Raw genomic sequence first — 18,937 nt, 5'->3', positions numbered from 1 at the left:
GGCATCCCTCACCCTGCTTGCTTTCTCTCTATTATACGTTATTTCTCATTTTTTTTATATGTCCCCGGGCATCCTCGTCTCCGAGTTCATATATTTTATCATATAAAGCCATTATATAACGGTCATACTGGTCATTATTCTTATCTTCATGATAAGGAACGATAGGAATATGTGCGCGCCAGAAAGAGCCAAAATCTTCACGATTCATACTGTTTAAAAGTTCACGTAATGATTGGATTTCTTTTTCATTGGCAAAAACGCGAAAATTCCAGGGTGCTACATCTGGCTGTGACTGAATTTCTCCATTAGCAATGGCAATGTAATAAGGCTGTTTTTCCATATCAATCTCCTCCTTTTAACAGCATGTGCGCTTTTTCTTTTCTTCATTCAATAAAAAAAGTTGGAATATGGTAGCGTTTTCATGTATAACTATATATATATTCTTAAAAAGGAGGCACAGCGATGAAATTCGTGAATGAATTATTTGAGCTGTATCGCGGCCGGCTCCAGGGAACAGAAGACGACCTGGATATGATCACGCTGACCGTTCTTGGGGAAATGTCCGAAACAGACATCCTGTCCGTCATTGGAGAAATGCCAAATGAAGAACTCGCCTGGCTGTTCCGTGTTTATCTGTACGAAGGATTAAAAGAAAAGTTTAATCAGGATCAAATACCTGCCGGCCGAAATCGCCTGCTCCATTAATACATAAAGAAAAAACGGAGAGGACTCATTCTCCGTTTTTTTTACTTCCTTTTATAAAAAAACTGTTTTTTATCGTTCGTTCTGTGCATTATTTTCCCAGGAATGATTTAAGCATCCAAACATGCTTCTCTAGGCTTTGGTGGATCGCCAAAAGCATATCGCCTGTTGTTTCATCTCCTACTTCAGCAGCTAAATCCATCGCTTCTTTTAATTCGCCAGTCAGCGTTGTAAAGTCATTGACAACGGACTGCACCATTTCTTCCGCAGCCTCTTGCCCCTCTGCTTCGTTTACTGTTGCCAGCTCGAGAGATTCACGAAGCGTTGCTACCGGCTTTCCATCCAGCGCCAAAAGACGCTCAGCCAGCTCATCAATATGCTCACTTGCTTCGGTATATAACTCTTCAAATTTTGTATGAAGTGTAAAGAACTGAGGCCCTTTTACGTACCAATGGTAGTTGTGAAGCTTCGTGTAAAGAACCGTCCAATTTGCAACCTGCTTGTTTACACTGCTGATAAGCTGTTCTGACATAAAAAATCTCCTCCAACATGTTTGATAATATAATCTCGGCCCTTTTAGTATACCACTCTGATTCAGAACTAAACAAAAACGTGGTACACTATGGTAAAAAGGAGGGGTTTTTTTGTCTATTATGATGATTGTCATTATTGTTTCTATTATCGTTGTACTCGCTGTGCTTGCTCTTTCAATATTCACGATTTCTAAAGGATACAGCTACAAGCATACGATCGATCCGCCGCAGGAAAGCCCTATTCATAAAATGCGTGATGATAAATGAAAGAACTGTTTCTGCTTTTCATTCGTTTCTATCAAAAGGTGCTTTCGCCACTTAAGCCGCCTTCCTGCCGTTTTTACCCAACTTGTTCCCATTATGGCTATGAAGCGGTTCAAAAGCATGGTGCCTTAAAAGGCGGACTACTTGCAATTATTCGTGTTTTAAAATGTCATCCATTTCATCCCGGCGGTGTAGATTATGTGCCCGAAAAGTGGCCGCCGAGGAAAAAAGAAAGGAATTAAGCAGAATGAACCGCTTTGCGCTTCCTTTCTATCCTCTCTCGGTTGACTTCGAAGCCAATGCCTGGTTTCTTCGACAGGTGAATCCGGCCGTTTTGAACAAAAATGCCGGGCTCAATAAAGTCTTCCTCCCAGTAATAGTCAGTGGAAACAATGTCTCCTGGCATTGTAAAGCCCGGAAGCGAAGCAAGCGCTGCATTATGCGCGCGAGAAATGCCAAATTCAATCATTCCCCCCGCCCAAAGATCTATCCTTTTCATGCGGCAGTAATCATGAATTCGCTTTGCTTCCGTTATACCTCCCACCCGGCTGTATTTTAAATTGATCACCTGACATGCCTTCATCTCTACTGCACATCTTGTATCATGAAGAGATCGGATGCTTTCGTCCAAACAAACAGCTGTCTCGATCTCCCCTTGCAGCTTCCTATGATCCCACATATCCTCTGCTTCAAATGGCTGTTCAATCATCATGAGTTTATATGCGTCGAGCGCTTTTAAATGGGTAATATCCTCGATCGTGTAAGCTGAATTGGCATCAGCCATGAGAGAAATGTGCGGATATGCCTGCCGAATCGCTTCTAATACTTTGAAATCGTGACCACGGCTGATTTTTATTTTTATCCGTCCATAGCCATTTTCAACGTGAGATTGTATACGTTCCAGCATTTCATCAGTTGTTTGGCCGGAGGCAACGGCTCCGACAGAGATCGATGCGCGTGTTCCGCCGAGCACTTCAAAAAGCGGCTGCTCCATTCTTTTGGCATACAGGTCCCACAGAGCTGATTCTACCCCCGCTTTTGCCATCTGATTGCCTCTTACAGCTTTAAAAAGAGTCGAGACGTCACTTGGATGATGAATCGGATATTTCTTTACTAGTGGAAAAAGTATATCTTTAATGGTGTGCCACTCTGTTGCCACCGTTTCTTCTGTGTACCAGGGCGTTGAAAAAGCGGAGGCTTCTCCCCAGCCAACTCGGCCTGAGGTATCTTCTACTTCAATCAAAATCGCTTCTCGCCTCGTAACGGTTTCTAAATGTGTGTAAAACGGTGCTTTTAAGGGCATTTCAACTACATGCATCGTAAGGCGCTTAATTTCCATAATGTTCACTCCATTGCCGGGAAAGTTCCCGCCGGAGCAGTTTGTTCGAAGCGTTTCTCGGTAAGGCTTCTGTTTCGATAAAGTAAGCCGGCACTTTAAAGCGAGCGAGCTTTTCTTGACAGAAACGAATCAGCTCCTCTTTAGAGACCGGAGATTGACTCACATAAAAAGCAGCAGGTACACTTCCCCACCTCTCATCCGGTACACCGGTTACACCTGATTCTAAAATGGCTGGATGCCCGGTGAGCACAGATTCAATTTCAGCCGGGTAAACATTTTCACCACCGGAAATAATTAAATCTGAGCGACGGTCCAGCACATATAAAAACCCCTCTTCATCGAGCCGGCCGATATCTCCTGTCCGAAACCATCCGTTTTGAAAAGCCTCCTTGTTCATGTCCGGACGGTTTAAGTAACCTGGCGTCACGTTGGGGCCGCTCACCCAAATTTCTCCCTCGTCTTTTCCATCAATACGGATCGCGCATGGAAACAATGGTTTGCCGGCGGAACCGATTTTCCGGAAAGCATCTTCTGGTGCGAGCGTCACAATTTGAGAGGAAGTCTCGGTCATGCCATACGTTTGGTAAACAGGAATCCCTTTTGCCCGGCACGTCTCCAATATGGAAAGAGGAGCAGGGCCGCCGCCAAGAAGAACACAGCGGAGCCGGTCGTGATACGTTCCCTCGAACTTATGCAGCATGGAAGAAAGCATCGCCGTGACAACGGAAATCATGGTCACCCGCCCTTCCTGTAACAATCCGTTTATATAATTTGGATCAAATTTTTCGACGAGGCACACTTCCATCCCATACAATACGCTTTTCATTAAAATAGAATAACCCGAAATGTGAAACAGAGGCACCGCGCAAAGCCAGGCATCGTCCGAGTGAAGACCAAGATTTAGGGCTGAAGCCGTCGCACTGGCATAATGATTGCCATACGTCTGTTTAACACCCTTTGGCCGTCCCGTTGTACCGGATGTATACATAAGCGAGCAAATCTCTTCTAAAGCAAACCTTTCACGCTTGTTTTCTTTCGCTGCTTTCTCGAATGAGGTAAAACAAAAGGAACGTATATCTGTCACAGAATGAGCTTTATTCGTATGCTCCCCGTCATACAGCAGACACACAGCATCGGCATCTTGAAGCTGCCAGGCCAGTTCCTCTGCGGCCAGCCGGCTGTTTAGCATTACGGCTGCAGCACCGATCTGCTGAAGAGCATGGATGAGAAAAACCGTTTCCGGGCGATTTCCTGCCAGCACACCGCAATAGTCGCCTTTTTTTATTCCCGCTGCCTCCAATCCATCTGCCAGCACGGATGCTTTATCAAACAACTGTGAAAAGGTCCACATTTCATCATAAAAAACGAGAGCCGTTCGCTCAGGCGTTAAAAAAGCGCGCTGCTGAAGCCAGTTTGGCATGTTCATTATCATCATCCTTTCCATTCAAAAAAAGAGTGTCCGGGATAGGACACTCTTTCGATTTTGTTACGGGAATCTTGGGAACTGGCCAAAGTCCGGATCACGTTTTTCTTTGAATGAATCGCGTCCTTCTTTTGCTTCATCCGTTGTGTAGTAAAGAAGCGTTGCATCACCTGCAAATTGCTGCAAGCCTGCAAGACCATCTGTATCCGCGTTCATAGCCGCTTTGATAAAGCGAAGCGCTGTCGGGCTTTTCTCAAGCATTTCCTCTGCCCACTGCACCGTTTCTTCTTCTAATTTTTCAAGTGGCACGACCGTGTTTACAAGACCCATGTCCAATGCTTCCTGTGCATTATACTGACGGCAAAGGAACCAAATCTCACGCGCTTTTTTGTGGCCGACGATGCGTGCCAGGTAGCCTGAACCGTAACCAGCGTCAAATGAGCCGACTTTCGGTCCTGTTTGTCCGAATACAGCATTGTCTGCTGCAATGGTTAAATCACATACAACGTGAAGCACGTGGCCGCCGCCAATGGCATAACCTGCTACCATTGCGATTACCGGCTTCGGAATCACACGGATCAAACGCTGTAAGTCAAGCACGTTTAAGCGTGGAATCTGGTCATCTCCTACGTAGCCGCCATGACCGCGTACTTTCTGGTCGCCGCCGGAGCAAAATGCTTTCCCGCCTTCACCAGCTAAAATGATAACGCCAATTTTAGAATCGTCACGCGCATAGGCAAATGCATCGATCATTTCCATGACCGTTTTCGGACGAAATGCATTATGTACTTCAGGACGGTTGATCGTCACTTTGGCGATGCCATTATACGTTTCATACTTAATGTCTTCGTACTCGCGTTCTTTTACCCAATTAATTGCCACTTTGTTGTCCTCCTTTTTGATTCAACAAAAACGTCTTTACTATTGTACCAAATTTTTCGCGCTGCTCCACATGAATTGCATGACCTGCTCCATCAAATTGAATCCACTCACAAAATGGAACACACTCACTCATCCGACGGGCGATATGTGTGAACTTTTCATCACGTGTTCCTGTCAGTAGTAAAACCGGCATGGTTAAGTTTTGGAGCTGCTGCCAATACGAAAGCTGGCTGCCGGTTCCCATTGATCGAAGCGAGGATGCCAGCCCTCTTGCTGACTGGGCCAGACGTTCTTTGCGCACCTCTTGCTGAACAGCCATCGGAAGTTCCTTTTGCGAAGCAAACATCGGAATGCTTTCCCAAAAATTAACGAATGAGGCGACGCCTTCCTGTTCAATTTGCTGAGCCAGTTTTTCATCTGATTGCCGCCTTGCTGCACGCTCTTCTTCATTCTCGAGTCCCGGTGAAGTGCTTTCCAGCACCAAAGACCGGACCGCTTCCGGGTAAAGAAGCGCCAGAGCCAAAGCGAGGCGGCCGCCCATTGAATATCCGACAAGGTGAAAAGAAGAAAAACCGGCGTCACTCATCATCTTTTTAAGGAATCCAGCCTCCGTTTCCAAATCCGCTGCTAAACGGCTCGTTTGTCCGTGTCCGGCAAGATCAGGCGTCACAAGCTGAAAGGGAAGGTGCTCATCCAGCCCTTTCCACGTAAAGGAACTTCCTGTAAAACCATGCAGCAGCAAAACAGGTTCTCCTTCACCTTTTATTTGATAAAAAAACGTCATTGAATCACCTGTTTTGCTGCTTCAATAGCCTTTTTCCATAATTTCCGGTGAACCGCCGTGTTTTCGGCCCGATCTGTAAAAGCTTCTAAAATCGTAATCCCGTCCCGGTTGGCGGCCAGCTCCCTTTTCAACTGACCGCTGCTCTCAATTCGCACATAATGGCAGCCATAAAGCTCGGCAGCATGGTTGAATTTCAAGCCAGACGGCGTACCGAATAATCGCTCAAAATGCTTTTTCTCTTCTGCCTGCGGTAAATAAGAAAAAATGCCTCCACCATTGTTGTTCATAATAAGAATCGTCATGGACAAGCCATTTACTTTTGCAGCCAGCAAACCATTTACATCGTGAAAAAACGATAAATCCCCCATAACGGCATATACGTCCTCCCCGCTGGCCGCAATGCCCAATGCGGTGGAAACGAGACCATCAATGCCATTTGCGCCTCGATTTCCATGTAAGCGATGAGCTTGTTCACCTGAAAACAAAAATGAATCCAAATCTCGAATAGGCATACTGTTACCTGCAAAAACAGAAGACCCGTCCGGCACAGCTTGTAAAAACTCCCGAAATAGTGCGCCTTCATCCATACCTTCTGCTTTTTTCATTTCAGAGCGGGCAGCTTTATTGACATTCTGCCATAGCGTATACCATGAAGAACTGCTTCCTTCGAGCCGCTGTACCATTTCACGGCAAAAAGCGGTTTCATCTACGTTCACCATATGTGTGGCAATATGGGAAGGATCACGCCAGCCGCCGTCCGCATCGACAATCACATGCACAGCACCCTGATGACGTTTCATAAATTGCATAAGTGATTTTGATACTGGCAGCGCACCAAACCGAACAATCGCTTCTGGCTTTAATACGTCCTTGATCTCGTCATCTCTCAAAAAAGCGTCATAGCTGTCGATCGACCGTTCGTCCTTACGAAGCTGCGAAAGTGGATCAGCCACAATCGGCCAGCCCGTTTTTTCGGATAATGAGAGAATGGCTTCTGCCATGTGCGGCTTAACAATCTCTCCCGCTACAATCAGCCCTTTTTCCACCGCAAGTGCTTTTGATAAGTCATCCATCATAATAGGATCCGGAACTTTTCTGCCGGAAATAAGCCGAACGGGAGCAGGGATCTCCATTCTTTCAAAAACACCATCGTAATCCGGCACAAGTGGTTCGCGATAAGGAAAATTTAAATGAACAGGTCCAGCCGGTACAGCCAGCGATTCAAAAACAGCCCGGGCCCCTTGAGTACGAACATATTGTAAAGCAGAGGCTTCCGCTTCTGGAAGCGCCATTTCGGCAAACCATTTAGCTGTGTGCCCGTACAGGTGAAGCTGGTCAATCGTCTGCGGCGCACCAACGTCACGGAGCTCCGGGGGACGGTCTGACGTCAGCACAATGAGCGGAACGCGTGATATTTTTGCTTCCGCTACTGCCGGCATGTAATTCGCTGCCGCAGTTCCTGACGTGCAGAGAAGTGCTACCGGATTTTGTGTAGCTTTTGCCAATCCGAGCGCAAAAAAGCCCGCCGACCGCTCATCTACTTGAATAAAGGTGCGCAGCCGGGGATGCTCTTCCATTAGTAAAGCCATTGGTGTCGAACGGGAACCGGGGCTGATGACTGCTTCCCTTATTCCTGAACGAACTAAGCTATCAATAAAATGTGCATTATATTTTGTCAGATTATCTTGATGATTACTCATTGCCGCCTCCGATCGCCCGCAGCATCGGCCGCAGCTTCATATTTGTTTCCTCAAGCTCCGTCTCCGCAATGGACTCCGGTACTACTCCGCAGCCTGCATATAAAAATGCTTCGTTTTGTACGATTAAGCCAGAGCGAATGGCGACTGCAAACTCTCCATTTTTCCGATAGTCCATCCAGCCAACCGGTGCTGCATAAAAACCGCGATCCATTTCTTCCAGGTCACGGATTACTTTAAGCGCTTTGTCACTCGGAAGTCCGCCAAGTGCAGGAGTAGGATGAAGCGTTTGAACAAACCGCAATATTGATTCATTTTTGTCTGCTTCCCCCACAACTGGTGTATACAAATGCTGAATATCTCTTACTTTCATCACAACAGGTGCATCAGGCACCGTTACGTATTGGCACATAGATTGCATTTCTTCCTGGATCATCTGTACTACATAGTCATGCTCCATACGATTTTTACTGTCATGAAGCAGTGCTTCAGCTAATTCTTTGTCCTCTTCCATGGTTGCACCCCGTGCCGTTGAACCAGCGAGACATGTCGTTAAAACAGTTTGTCCCCGTTTTTTAACAAGCCGCTCTGGCGAAGCGCCTAAAAAGCAGCTGTCCATCGCTTCAATAGAAAAAATAAAGCTGTCCGGCTGACCTTCATTTAAACGACAAAGAATACGGTCAGATGAAATGGTACCGTCAAAAGCAGCTGTTGCCTTGCGGGCTAGTACTACTTTTTTCAGTTCATCATCTTCTTCGATTTGATGAACAGCTGCCTGAACAGACTTCTTCCAGGCTTCCGTATTACCAGCACGCAATTCCATTAGTACCGCTTCTTTTTGGGATGGACGCTTCAAATCCGATAAAATAGCTTGTTTACGCTCCTCGATCTGATCAAATAGCCGGCCTGATTCCGCGTCCTCACACATCATATTGACTGTTATATACGTTTCACCGCCATAAACTGTCATCATCAACTCCGGTACATAAAAAAAAGACGGTGCAAAGCGGGACCATTCTTCTCCTTGTGGATGAAGCGGATCAAATGAAAAACCGCCAAAAGCAACGGGACCTGTCCCGTAAATATCGTATGGATTGTGTATAGAGGCACGCTCCATTAGCCGATCCCACTGCTTCTCCACATCCTCAAACCGCTCGGCTTTGCTGCTTTGGATCGTCTGTACGCTGCCAAGCCCTGCAATGGTTCTTTCACCATCCCGGTCTTTAAAATAAAACCGTTCGCCCTTATACCACTCTTTTCCGTTTTCGTAAAAGCAGATTGGGTCCCCTTTTTCTACTTTTTCTACATAACTGAATAAGGTTGAACCGTTTATTTCTTTTATAAAATCAACAAAGGCTCCTTTGAGCGGATGCCCCTTTATCATAGCCAATGAAATCCCTCCATTGTGCCGACCACATGGGGTCAAACTTCTTATGGCCCCTGGGGGCACTAAGACATTGCGGCACAGCCGCGCTGTTTACGCTTCTTTCTTATTATATACCACTTGTGCGACATTTTCATTTCTTAAAAACGATGTTCGATTTTTCCGAAAACATTCTGTGCTCGTATACTTGTGAAAAAGGATTGACACTTTTGATTCCGTTTTCTACACTTGATGAAGGACGTTTTGTTTAATTGTTCACAATGATAAATGGGAGAGAAGAAAAATGAATCAAACCCCTTCAGCTGACACTGGCTTTCAAATATGGTGGCAGCTTATGCGGCCACATACGTTAACAGCTGCGTTTGTTCCTGTTTTTCTTGGAACAGCACTGGCCATTGCCCATACAGATCTGCATATTCCGTTGTTTTTAGCTATGTTGATTGCCTCTCTGCTTATTCAGGCGGCAACAAATATGTTCAACGAATACTTTGACTTTAAGCGTGGCCTTGATACAGAAAAATCTATCGGCATCGGAGGCGCTATTGTCCGCAATGGTGTTAAACCAAAAACAGTTCTTTACATGGCTTTTGCTTTTTTTGGCATTGCGCTGCTGCTCGGCCTTTACATTTGTATCGCCTCTTCATGGTGGGTTGGCTTAATTGGCGTCGTTTGCATGGCAGTCGGTTACCTTTATACAGGCGGTCCCCTTCCGATTGCTTACACACCATTCGGTGAAGCAGCATCAGGATTTTTCATGGGCGGCATCATTATTTATATTTCCTTTTTTATTCAAACAGGCTTCTTGTCTAAAACAGCTATATTATTTTCCATTCCTATTATATTGCTTGTCGGCAGCATTAACTTATCTAACAATATTCGTGATCGTGTAGGTGACAGGGAAGCCGGCCGTAAAACAATGGCCATTTTAATCGGCCATGACCGCTCCGTCTTTGTTCTTGCTGCATCTTTTTTCATCGCCTTTTTGTGGGTCGTTATTTTACTATTTACAGACACAGGTTCTTTTTGGCTATTTCTTTCCTATTTAAGTATACCAAAAGCGTTAAAAGCAATACGTGGCTTTAAAGGGAAAGGAGAAGCGCCTCCATTTGAGATGATGCCAGCCATGAAAGCAACTGCTCAGACTAACACGTTTTACGGTTTTCTTTTAGCTATTGGTTTATGCATCAGTTACCTCTTTTAACCCGATGAAACAATCGGGTTTTTTTCTATGGTAAAACGGCTATAGAATAGAATATAGATGAAAGGATGAGACAACCTATGCTGACAAAAGAACAACTAAGTGAATTGAAGCAAGAACTCCTCCGTCAAAAGGAGCAGCTGACAAAAAGGCTTGATGGAGACGAAGACAGCCAGGACGTTGGCGAGCTTTCTTCTTATGATAATCATCCAGCTGACATAGCCACAGAGCTATATGTACAGGAGCGTGATATGGCGATTGATGACCACGGCCGCGACCAGCTGGAAAAAGTGGATGCCGCCCTTGCGGCAATGGAAGAGGGAACCTACGGCATTTGTAAAGAAAGCGGTGAAGAAATTCCGTTTGAACGCTTACAGGCGGTTCCTACTACCCTTTATTCTGTAGACCATACACCGGAACAAACACCAGAAACGGATCGTGTGCCTGAAAACCGTATTCCGCACCCTGATGACGGCATCGACAGCTTCAGTGATGCAGCGAACTATGGAACTTCTGAAACACCTGCCGACTTTGCGGAGGATAAAGATAATTATAGTGAACTATATAAAGCAGACAGGGATGAAGACAACGAAAATCCAGCGACATAATGCCGCTGGATTTTTTTAAATATGCCAAATACCTTTAGCATATTCTTGAATCGTTCGGTCGCTAGAAAAAATGCCCGATCCACTGATGTTATGGACCATCATTTTTCTCCATCGCGAAGGATCATTTGTATAAATTCGACCTGCTTCTTCTTGCGTTTTGCAGTATGAATCAAAATCCTTCAGCACAAAATATTGATCATTTTCTCCCAAAAGCGAATCATAGATGATATTAAATAAACCTTTATCATCAAGTGTTCCATCCACGAGTTGATCGAGCGTCCGGCGTATGAGTGGATTGTGATGATAATAATCCATCGAGCGGTAGCCGCCTTCTCTGTCATATGCCATTACTTCTTCGGCTTTTAAGCCAAAAATAAGAATATTCTCAGGACCAGTTTGTTCTAATATTTCAACGTTGGCTCCATCAAGTGTTCCGATCGTAATGGCTCCATTCATCATGAATTTCATATTTCCAGTACCGGATGCTTCCTTGCTTGCTGTGGATATTTGCTCACTAAGATCGGCAGCTGGAATAATATCTTCCGCCAGGGATACACGGTAGTTTTCCATAAAGACGACCGTAAGCAGCCCTTTCGTTGCCGGATCATTGTTGACTAAATCAGCTACAGAATGAATCAATTTAATAATTCTTTTCGCATAAAAGTAGCCCGGCGATGCCTTTGCACCAAAAACAAAAGTGCGCGGCGGAAGCTGATAAGAGGAATCTGCTTTTATCCGGTTATACAATGATAAAATATGAAGAACATTTAACAGCTGACGCTTATAAGCATGAAGACGCTTGACCTGAACATCAAAAATAGATGAAGGGTCAACTTGAATGCCGTTTTGGTCAAAAATACGCTTAGCCAGTATTTCTTTCCGCTTCATTTTAACATCCCATAGTTTTTCCTGGAATGCGGCGTCATCAGCGTAAGGCGCAAGCTTAGACAGTTCGGCCGCATTTTTATGGAACCCATCACCAATGGTTTCTGTTAAAAGCGATGTGAGTTCTGGATTGGCTTTTAACAGCCAGCGACGGTGCGTAATACCATTTGTTTTGTTATTAAATTTCTTTGGATAAAACTGGTAAAAGTCGTTCATTTCACGATTTTTTAAAATTTCTGTATGGAGACGGGCTACACCGTTAACACTATGGCTGCCAGCAATCGCTAAATGTGCCATGCGAACTTCACCATTCGCGACAATCGCCATTTTTTCAATTCTTGCCCAATCACCAGGATATTTTTCCCACAAACTTCTGCAGAAGCGTTCATTAATTTCTTCCACAATCATGAAAATTCGCGGCAGGAGTGGTTTAAAAAGACGAATAGGCCAGCGTTCCAGCGCTTCCGACAAAGTTGTATGGTTCGTATAAGCAAACGTTTTTTCTGTAATATGCCATGCCTCTTCCCATGAAAGCTGATACTCATCAAGTAAAAGACGCATCAATTCTGGTATAGCCAGTACGGGATGAGTGTCATTAATATGGATAGCTACGTGCTCATGAAGCTCTTTTAATTCACCGCTATTGCTGAGAAAACGGCGCAAAATAGAACGGATACTCGCAGATACAAGAAAATACTGCTGCTTCAACCGTAAAATCTTACCTTCGTCATTAGAATCGTCCGGATATAAAAATTCAGAAATGGCTTCTGTTTCCCGTTTATATTTAAGTACGTCGTGCATAGGTGTCATTGTAGACATTTCTGCGCTCCATAGTCGCAGTGTATTGACTGTTTCCCCGCTATAGCCAACAACCGGCATGTCATGCGGTACAGCGCGAACGTATTCCGCATCTACATGACGAAACTTCATTCCACCATCGCGCTCAATCATGTCGACCGTACCCCAAAACGGCACATCAACAGACAAGTCCGATTTTCGCACTTCCCATACATAACCATAACTTAGCCAGTTTTCTGGCAGTTCCATTTGAAAGCCATTAACCATTTTTTGTTCGAATAAACCATGCTTATATCGAATCCCACATCCGTGTCCTGGTAAATTTAAAGACGCAAGCGAGTCCAAAAAGCAGGCGGCAAGCCGGCCCAGTCCACCGTTTCCAAGTGCGGCATCCGGCTCGATTTCTTCCAGCTCATGAAGTGGAATATTTAAATCTGACAGCCACCCATCCAACTTTTCATATAAACCAAGATTAATTAAATTTTGTCCGAGCAAGCGCCCAAGTAAAAATTCAATGGATAAATAATAAACCTGCTTATTGCTTTTTCGATAACGCTCGTTTGTGTCAATCCACTCACTGCTGATATACTCACGAATCATACTGCTAAGCGTCACAAACTGCTGCGCGCGTGTTGAATCTTGAAAGCTGATACTATAGGACTGCTCCAGGCGTTTTTTAAATGATTCTTGAAACGCTTGTTTATCAGAAAACATGGCTTTCCCTCCTGTGGGATACATCCTTATAGAGCTTCATATATTCTTTTGCAGATTGTGACCAGCTATAGTCTGCCAGCATAGCCTGCTTAACAATTTTCGCCCAAATTTCCGGCTCTTCCTGGTAAATGTGCAAGGCTCTTTTCACTGTATGCAGCATATCATGTGCATTGAAATTGCTAAATGAAAATCCGTTTCCTTCCCCTGTTTCTTCATTGTAGGAATGAACCGTATCGTTTAACCCGCCTGTTTCACGAACAAGCGGAAGCGAGCCGTATTTCATGGCAATTAATTGACCCAAGCCGCATGGTTCGAACTGGGAAGGCATTAAAAACACATCTGATCCAGCGTAAATTTGATGGGCCAGCTCTTCATTAAATCCAATAAACGAGCGGACTTTTTCCGGATAGGCCCATTCCATTTCACGGAAAAAGTTTTCAAATTGGGCTTCGCCGCTTCCAAGTAAAATAAACTGGACATCTTCCTGAATGATCTCATGGAACACATGGCGGATAAGTGAAAGTCCTTTTTGCTCCGTTAAACGGGAAATGAGACCGATAACCGGAACATCTTCCCGAACCGGCAAATGGAAAAATTCTTGAAGCTTTCGTTTATTTTCTGCTTTGCCGTCCATATTTTCAACATTATATGGTTCGATCATTTTATTTGTTTCCGGGTTATATATAGAGTAATCTACTCCATTTAAAATCCCAATCAAATCACCTTGACGCTCTTGAAGAACACCTTCAAGCCGCTCTCCGAAATAGGAATTTAAAATTTCATTTCGGTAGGTCGGACTAACCGTTGTAATGGCATCTGCTGCAATAAGCGCGCCTTTCATGAAGTTCGTGCTGCCATTGAATTCAAGCTGTCCTGTTTGATAGTGCTGGCTATGTAGATTTAATAAATCCGTCACCGCTTGAGGTGGAAAGATCCCCTGAAACATTAAGTTATGGATTGTGAATACTGTGCGGATTCTCTCATATCCTGGGCGATGCTGATGTTCAACCTTGAGCATAAATGGGATCATAGCTGTGTGCCAGTCATGGCAGTGAAGAACATCAGGGAAAAAGTCTAGATGGCTTAATGCGTCCAGAACTGCCCGGGTAAAATAAGAAAAACGCTCCCCGTCGTCATAATGACCATACAAGCTATCTCTGTTAAAATAATACAAATTATCTATAAAATAATAAGTAACTCCATTCTGCTTTAATTCATAAATGCCACAATATTGGTTACGCCAGCCAACCGGTACTGTAAAAACAGCTACTTGTTTCATTTCTTGCTCATACTTTTGAGGGATGGCTCCGTATTTCGGCATAATTATTCGTACATCTGCACCTAATTCGGTTAACTCTTTTGGAAGGGCCCCTGCCACATCGGCGAGGCCCCCTGATTTAATAAATGGTACACATTCCGAGACAGCAAATAAAACCTTCACGAACTTGTCACCGCACTTTCAACAGATCCTTTTTTAATAAGAAGCGGCTTTTCAGGCGTTCCACGCAAGACAGCCCCATCTTCCACTGATACATCTTTATCAATAATCACATGCTCAAGCACACAATTTTCACCAATTTTGCTTTTCTGCATGATAATACTGTTTTTAATAGTTGTGTTTTTTCCAATAGTTACAGCACGGAAAACAATACTATGATTAACTTCTCCACTAATTATACAGCCATTTGCAATCATCGCATTTGTCACATAGGAGCCTGCTAAATAATTGGTTGGTGGTTCATCCTTTACTTTTGTGTAAATCGGCTGGAACTCATTAAAAAGTTCACTCCATTTGTCTTTTTCAAGCAGCTGCATACTCGTCTGATAGTAATCATCTACTGTTCTAATACGTTTTAAAAATCCTTCAAATTCGTAATGACATTTTGTTAATGATGAGGCTTCGTCTTCAATTGCTGCCTGTACGGATTCATAGCCTGTTTCATGACGGTTCTCAATTAAACGGAGTAAAAGATCTAATGAAAGAAGGTAAATATAAGTTGGTTCGCCTTTATGCGTAATTTCTAAAATATCGCAGTTTTGCTTTATAAATCGGTCTAACACAGGAGCAAAGTCCATATTTGCTACCGTAGTGCAATTTGATACGATGACATATTTTTGGTCGCTGCGGTGAAAATAGTCAAGATGTTCCGACATGCGATCCAGCTGCCCTTCTTTTGTCGGAGAAGGAAAGAAAAACAAGCCATCACGCTTACGGTTCAAATCCCAATCTTTTCCTGAACCTAAATGATCCATTAACGATCGATAGGGCGACCGAGGAAAGATTGCTACACTTTGAACACCTGAATTGACCATATTGGATAGCACAAAGTCAATAAGCCGGTATCGGCCTGCGAAAGGGATAGCTGCAGGAGAACGGTACAGAGCAAGATCACCCATTTCTCCTGGAAGCATTGTTGCATCAATAACACCAAGCATCGACTTTTTCATCAGGCTTCCTCCACTTTCGTTTGTTGTTCGACATGTTCCGCTAAGAATTGTTCGGTTACAAGCAATATATCGTTAGAACTGTTTCGGATAATTGTATTTTCAGGTATTTCCAAATCACTCATGACAATTGCCCTTTCAATAAAGGAACCGCGTCCGATCCGGGCATTTGGCATTACAACACACTCTTTCAGCACCGCTTTTTCTTCTACTTCTACTCCCTGGAACATGACTGACTGCTCAATCGCCCCATCAATAATACACCCTTCATTTACAAGTGAATGCTTGACTTCTGCCTGAGAACCGATGATTTGAGGCGGCTGATTTGGATTAACCGAATAAATACGCCATGAGTATTCAAACAAGTTTAGATCCTGTTCATCGTCGAGCAGATCCATGTTTGCTTCCCACAAGCTTTTCACTGTTCCAACATCTTTCCAATAGCCTTTAAACGGATAAGCAATAAGCTTTAAATTATCCGCAAGCATTGCTGGAATAACGTCTTTTCCAAAATCGTTGGATGAATCAGGATTGCTTTCATCCATCTCTAAATACTTTTGAAGGATCGACCACTTAAAGATATAAATCCCCATAGAAGCCAAGTTACTCTCAGGCTTTTCAGGTTTTTCATCAAAGCGCGTCACATTGTAATCAGTATCCGTATTCATAATGCCAAAGCGGCTTGCTTCATCCCATGGGACTTCAATAACCGAAATGGTTACATCCGCCTGCTTTTCTACGTGATAATCGAGCATAGCATCATAATTCATTTTATAAATGTGATCACCCGATAAAATAAGGACATATTCTGGGTCATATTGCTTGATATAGTTTAAATTTTGATAAATCGCACTTGCCGTTCCGGAGTACCACTTTACTTCAGAAGATTCGCTGTATGGAGGAAGAACGGTCACTCCACCGTTTTTACGGTCAAGGTCCCAGGCACTGCCAATTCCAATGTATGAATTGAGCACAAGCGGCTGATACTGCGTAAGGACACCGACTGTATGAATACCTGAATTTGCACAATTAGATAGTGGAAAATCAATAATCCGATATTTGCCGCCAAATGGCACCGCTGGTTTTGCAAGGTTCTCCGTCAATTCTTTTAAACGGCTTCCTTTTCCTCCAGCTAGAAGCATTGCTACACATTTTTGTTTTGCCATGTTAGTTCCTCCCTTTTTCGTCTACGTGGCGCAGATAAACTGCGCCAAATGGCGGTACATTTATTTCTACAAAAGCAGGCTGTCCATGAAACGTATCCGATACAGTTTCAAGTACATCGTTATTCACTTGATTAGAACCTCCATACAAAGCGCGGTCACTGTTTAAAATCTCCTCATACTTACCTGATTCCGGAACCCCAACTTTATAATCACTGTACCCGTAATCACCAAAATTACACACAATTACAACCGGATTTCCACTTTTATCTTTGCGTATAAAAGATAAAATACTTTGTTCATGGTTGTGTACGTCAATCCATTCAAAACCTTCTGGACTGTGATCACGTTCATATAGAGCTGACTCTTCTTGATAGCACTGGAGAAGTTCTTTGAAATATCGGTTGAAACTGCGATGCATGTCATAATCAGTTAAATGCCAATCCACTTCCTCCAAATCCTTCCACTCGGAAAAAGGAGCAAGCTCTGTTCCCATAAACAACAGCTTTTTACCCGGGTGAGCCATCATAAACATAAGAAGTAATCGCAGCTGTGCAAACTTTTGCCAATAGTCACCCGGCATTTTATCAAGAAGAGATTTTTTGCCGTGCACTACTTCATCATGGGAAAAAGGCAAAATATAGTTTTCTGAATAAGCATACATAAGAGAAAAGGTCATTAAGTGATGTTTTTGTGACCGCTCATTCCAATGCGTCTCCATATATTCAAGCACATCGTTCATCCAGCCCATATTCCATTTGTAATTAAAACCTATGCCTCCTTGATGTACCGGAGCTGTCACCTGCGGCCAATCACTGGAGTCCTCTGCAATCATAAGAGCTTGCGGTTTAAAAGAAAAAACAGCTTTATTTAATTTTTGCAAAAATGACACACCATTTGGATTTGCTTCTAAACCATCTCGATTAGGCCAATAAAAAATATTTGATACCGCATCTACCCGGAATCCATCAATATGATAATAATCCATCCAAAAAAGAGCGTTCGAAATTAAAAAACTATGTACTTCTGTTTTACTTAAATCAAAGTTGGCCGTTCCCCATACGTAATTTTCACGATCCCAGCTGTTTTCGTATTCATAGCTAAAGTTTCCGTCAAAATTGTGCAACCCATGTGCATCTTTACAAAAGTGACCAGGGACCCAGTCCATAATAACGCCCAGTCCTGCTCGATGGCACTCATCGACAAAATACATAAAGTCCTTTGGTTCTCCATATCGCCGTGTAGCAGCAAAATATCCCGTACTTTGATATCCCCATGACCGATCAAAGGGGTGTTCCGTTACCGGCATTACCTCAATATGGGTAAATCCCTGCTCCTTCACATGTGGAATTAGCATATCAGCCAATTCTCTATAAGTGTAAAGGTCATTCTCTCCTTTCCCCTTTTTCTTCCAAGTACCTAAATGCATTTCATAAATAGCTAAAGGTTCCTCATAAACATGAGACGTTTCAAGTCTACGCAGCCATTCTTCATCACGCCATGTATAATGGTCAAGCGTTTTTATTACCCCCGCTGTATTTGGACGAAGCTCTGTCATAAAAGCGAAAGGGTCAGTTTTGTGCATGACTCTGCCACTCTGGGCGACAATTTCATACTTATACAATGCCCCTTCCAAGTTGCGTGGCACTTCCAAAAACCATACACCTTCTGCCGAAACCTGTTTCATTTCATGGTTCAGCCCATTCCAGTGGTTGAAGTCGCCAATCACTCGAACTTTTCTTGCATTTGGAGCCCATAAAGCAAAAAACGTTTTTTCACCTTGGACATGTGCTCCAAATAGTTTGTAAGCTTTGAAAAAATTTCCCTCATGGAATAAATGGAGATCAAACTCGCTTGGATAAAAAGTTTCTAATGACATGGTCCACACCCTTTATTTATGTATTCTTGGTGAAGTAAAAATGAGGAAAATGCGGATAATTCCGTATTTATAATTGAATTATTGTTTAGTATTCTTTAAAAAAACAAATTTCCCTTCTTTAATTTCAATATTTATTTATTATCTTCCCTTATTTTTTAAAAAATAACACAGATCCTTACACCAAAATTCTACAAATAAAAAAGCACCTGGAAGTTAAAATAACTTCCAGGTGCTTTTTT

Annotated in this window: 17 protein-coding genes and 1 pseudogene; 5 read left to right on the top strand and 13 right to left on the bottom strand. The window is 43.4% G+C overall.

Going from position 1 to position 18,937, the window contains the following annotated elements; all coding sequences use genetic code 11:
• Positions 1-31: 31 nt before the first annotated feature.
• A complete protein-coding gene (locus VP97_RS07235; RefSeq protein WP_050181074.1) occupies positions 32-340 on the bottom strand; it encodes a hypothetical protein in 309 nt (102 codons plus the stop codon).
• A gap of 122 nt (positions 341-462) precedes the next feature.
• Here VP97_RS07235 and VP97_RS07230 point away from each other — a divergent pair, with 122 nt between their 5' ends.
• Positions 463-705: a DUF6154 family protein gene (locus tag VP97_RS07230; RefSeq protein WP_050181073.1), complete on the top strand. Its 243-nt coding sequence runs from the start codon at positions 463-465 to the stop codon at positions 703-705.
• 88 nt (positions 706-793) lie between these two features.
• Here the strand turns inward: VP97_RS07230 and VP97_RS07225 are convergent, their stop codons facing one another.
• Positions 794-1,234, bottom strand: a complete 441-nt coding sequence (locus VP97_RS07225; RefSeq protein WP_050181072.1) for a Dps family protein — start codon at positions 1,232-1,234, stop codon at positions 794-796.
• 121 nt (positions 1,235-1,355) lie between these two features.
• Between VP97_RS07225 and ytzI the strand changes: the two genes are divergently transcribed.
• Positions 1,356-1,502, top strand: a complete 147-nt coding sequence (gene ytzI / locus VP97_RS07220) for a YtzI protein (protein WP_082220296.1) — start codon at positions 1,356-1,358, stop codon at positions 1,500-1,502.
• A complete protein-coding gene (yidD, locus tag VP97_RS07215) occupies positions 1,499-1,741 on the top strand; it encodes a membrane protein insertion efficiency factor YidD (RefSeq protein ID WP_050181070.1) in 243 nt (80 codons plus the stop codon). Before ytzI ends, yidD begins: the two co-directional genes overlap by 4 nt.
• Here yidD and menC read toward each other — a convergent pair.
• The 6 genes from menC to VP97_RS07185 are packed head-to-tail and all read right to left on the bottom strand — an operon-like array spanning position 1,738 to position 9,008.
• Positions 1,738-2,838: an o-succinylbenzoate synthase gene (gene menC, locus VP97_RS07210; RefSeq protein WP_050181069.1), complete on the bottom strand. Its 1,101-nt coding sequence runs from the start codon at positions 2,836-2,838 to the stop codon at positions 1,738-1,740. The genes yidD and menC overlap by 4 nt on opposite strands.
• Positions 2,828-4,267, bottom strand: coding sequence for an o-succinylbenzoate--CoA ligase (locus VP97_RS07205; RefSeq protein WP_156153447.1), 1,440 nt, complete (start codon positions 4,265-4,267; stop codon positions 2,828-2,830). The genes menC and VP97_RS07205 overlap by 11 nt, the downstream gene beginning before the upstream one ends.
• A 57-nt stretch (positions 4,268-4,324) precedes the next feature.
• A complete protein-coding gene (gene menB / locus VP97_RS07200) occupies positions 4,325-5,137 on the bottom strand; it encodes a 1,4-dihydroxy-2-naphthoyl-CoA synthase (protein ID WP_172656748.1) in 813 nt (270 codons plus the stop codon).
• Positions 5,133-5,927 carry a 2-succinyl-6-hydroxy-2,4-cyclohexadiene-1-carboxylate synthase gene (gene menH / locus VP97_RS07195; protein WP_050181066.1) on the bottom strand — a complete coding sequence of 265 codons (795 nt, stop codon included), beginning with the start codon at positions 5,925-5,927 and terminating at the stop codon, positions 5,133-5,135. Before menH ends, menB begins: the two co-directional genes overlap by 5 nt.
• Positions 5,924-7,627, bottom strand: coding sequence for a 2-succinyl-5-enolpyruvyl-6-hydroxy-3-cyclohexene-1-carboxylic-acid synthase (gene menD, locus VP97_RS07190; protein WP_050181065.1), 1,704 nt, complete (start codon positions 7,625-7,627; stop codon positions 5,924-5,926). The genes menH and menD overlap by 4 nt, the downstream gene beginning before the upstream one ends.
• Positions 7,620-9,008, bottom strand: coding sequence for an isochorismate synthase (locus VP97_RS07185; protein ID WP_082220295.1), 1,389 nt, complete (start codon positions 9,006-9,008; stop codon positions 7,620-7,622). The genes menD and VP97_RS07185 overlap by 8 nt, the downstream gene beginning before the upstream one ends.
• A 283-nt stretch (positions 9,009-9,291) precedes the next feature.
• Between VP97_RS07185 and VP97_RS07180 the strand changes: the two genes are divergently transcribed.
• A complete protein-coding gene (locus tag VP97_RS07180; protein ID WP_050181064.1) occupies positions 9,292-10,209 on the top strand; it encodes a 1,4-dihydroxy-2-naphthoate polyprenyltransferase in 918 nt (305 codons plus the stop codon).
• Positions 10,210-10,286: 77 nt separating this feature from the next.
• Positions 10,287-10,814, top strand: coding sequence for a TraR/DksA C4-type zinc finger protein (locus VP97_RS07175; protein WP_050181063.1), 528 nt, complete (start codon positions 10,287-10,289; stop codon positions 10,812-10,814).
• A 15-nt stretch (positions 10,815-10,829) separates the two neighbouring features.
• Here the strand turns inward: VP97_RS07175 and VP97_RS07170 are convergent, their stop codons facing one another.
• The 5 genes and pseudogenes from VP97_RS07170 to glgB form a co-directional block, all read right to left on the bottom strand.
• Positions 10,830-13,211, bottom strand: coding sequence for a glycogen/starch/alpha-glucan phosphorylase (locus VP97_RS07170; RefSeq protein WP_050181062.1), 2,382 nt, complete (start codon positions 13,209-13,211; stop codon positions 10,830-10,832).
• On the bottom strand, positions 13,201-14,652 hold the full coding sequence (gene glgA, locus VP97_RS07165) for a glycogen synthase GlgA (RefSeq protein WP_050181061.1): 1,452 nt from the start codon (positions 14,650-14,652) through the stop codon (positions 13,201-13,203). Before glgA ends, VP97_RS07170 begins: the two co-directional genes overlap by 11 nt.
• On the bottom strand, positions 14,649-15,659 hold the full coding sequence (locus VP97_RS07160; RefSeq protein WP_050181060.1) for a GlgC family sugar phosphate nucleotidyltransferase: 1,011 nt from the start codon (positions 15,657-15,659) through the stop codon (positions 14,649-14,651). The genes glgA and VP97_RS07160 overlap by 4 nt, the downstream gene beginning before the upstream one ends.
• Positions 15,659-16,822, bottom strand: a complete 1,164-nt coding sequence (locus VP97_RS07155) for a glucose-1-phosphate adenylyltransferase (protein ID WP_050181059.1) — start codon at positions 16,820-16,822, stop codon at positions 15,659-15,661. The genes VP97_RS07160 and VP97_RS07155 overlap by 1 nt, the downstream gene beginning before the upstream one ends.
• Before the next feature lie 4 nt (positions 16,823-16,826).
• Positions 16,827-18,698, bottom strand: a pseudogene (gene glgB, locus VP97_RS07150) (1,4-alpha-glucan branching protein GlgB); the annotation flags it as partial.
• Positions 18,699-18,937: the final 239 nt, after the last annotated feature.

This window comes from Domibacillus robiginosus, from assembly GCF_000966195.1.
Classification (GTDB): Bacteria; Bacillota; Bacilli; order Bacillales; family Domibacillaceae; genus Domibacillus; species Domibacillus robiginosus.
The sequence above is the reverse complement of the archived record's forward strand: the minus strand, read 5'-3'. Positions and strand labels throughout refer to the sequence as shown.

Coding starts and splice junctions, on each gene's coding strand:
- ytzI (WP_082220296.1), top strand. CDS start 1,356: ATGATGATTGTCATTATTGTTTCTATTATCGTTGTACTCGCTGTGCTT.
- VP97_RS07225 (WP_050181072.1), bottom strand. CDS start 1,234: ATGTCAGAACAGCTTATCAGCAGTGTAAACAAGCAGGTTGCAAATTGG.
- VP97_RS07155 (WP_050181059.1), bottom strand. CDS start 16,822: ATGGCAAAACAAAAATGTGTAGCAATGCTTCTAGCTGGAGGAAAAGGA.
- VP97_RS07160 (WP_050181060.1), bottom strand. CDS start 15,659: ATGAAAAAGTCGATGCTTGGTGTTATTGATGCAACAATGCTTCCAGGA.
- menH (WP_050181066.1), bottom strand. CDS start 5,927: ATGACGTTTTTTTATCAAATAAAAGGTGAAGGAGAACCTGTTTTGCTG.
- VP97_RS07235 (WP_050181074.1), bottom strand. CDS start 340: ATGGAAAAACAGCCTTATTACATTGCCATTGCTAATGGAGAAATTCAG.
- VP97_RS07230 (WP_050181073.1), top strand. CDS start 463: ATGAAATTCGTGAATGAATTATTTGAGCTGTATCGCGGCCGGCTCCAG.
- yidD (WP_050181070.1), top strand. CDS start 1,499: ATGAAAGAACTGTTTCTGCTTTTCATTCGTTTCTATCAAAAGGTGCTT.
- VP97_RS07185 (WP_082220295.1), bottom strand. CDS start 9,008: ATGATAAAGGGGCATCCGCTCAAAGGAGCCTTTGTTGATTTTATAAAA.
- menC (WP_050181069.1), bottom strand. CDS start 2,838: ATGGAAATTAAGCGCCTTACGATGCATGTAGTTGAAATGCCCTTAAAA.
- VP97_RS07180 (WP_050181064.1), top strand. CDS start 9,292: ATGAATCAAACCCCTTCAGCTGACACTGGCTTTCAAATATGGTGGCAG.
- VP97_RS07170 (WP_050181062.1), bottom strand. CDS start 13,211: ATGTTTTCTGATAAACAAGCGTTTCAAGAATCATTTAAAAAACGCCTG.
- VP97_RS07175 (WP_050181063.1), top strand. CDS start 10,287: ATGCTGACAAAAGAACAACTAAGTGAATTGAAGCAAGAACTCCTCCGT.
- menD (WP_050181065.1), bottom strand. CDS start 7,627: ATGAGTAATCATCAAGATAATCTGACAAAATATAATGCACATTTTATT.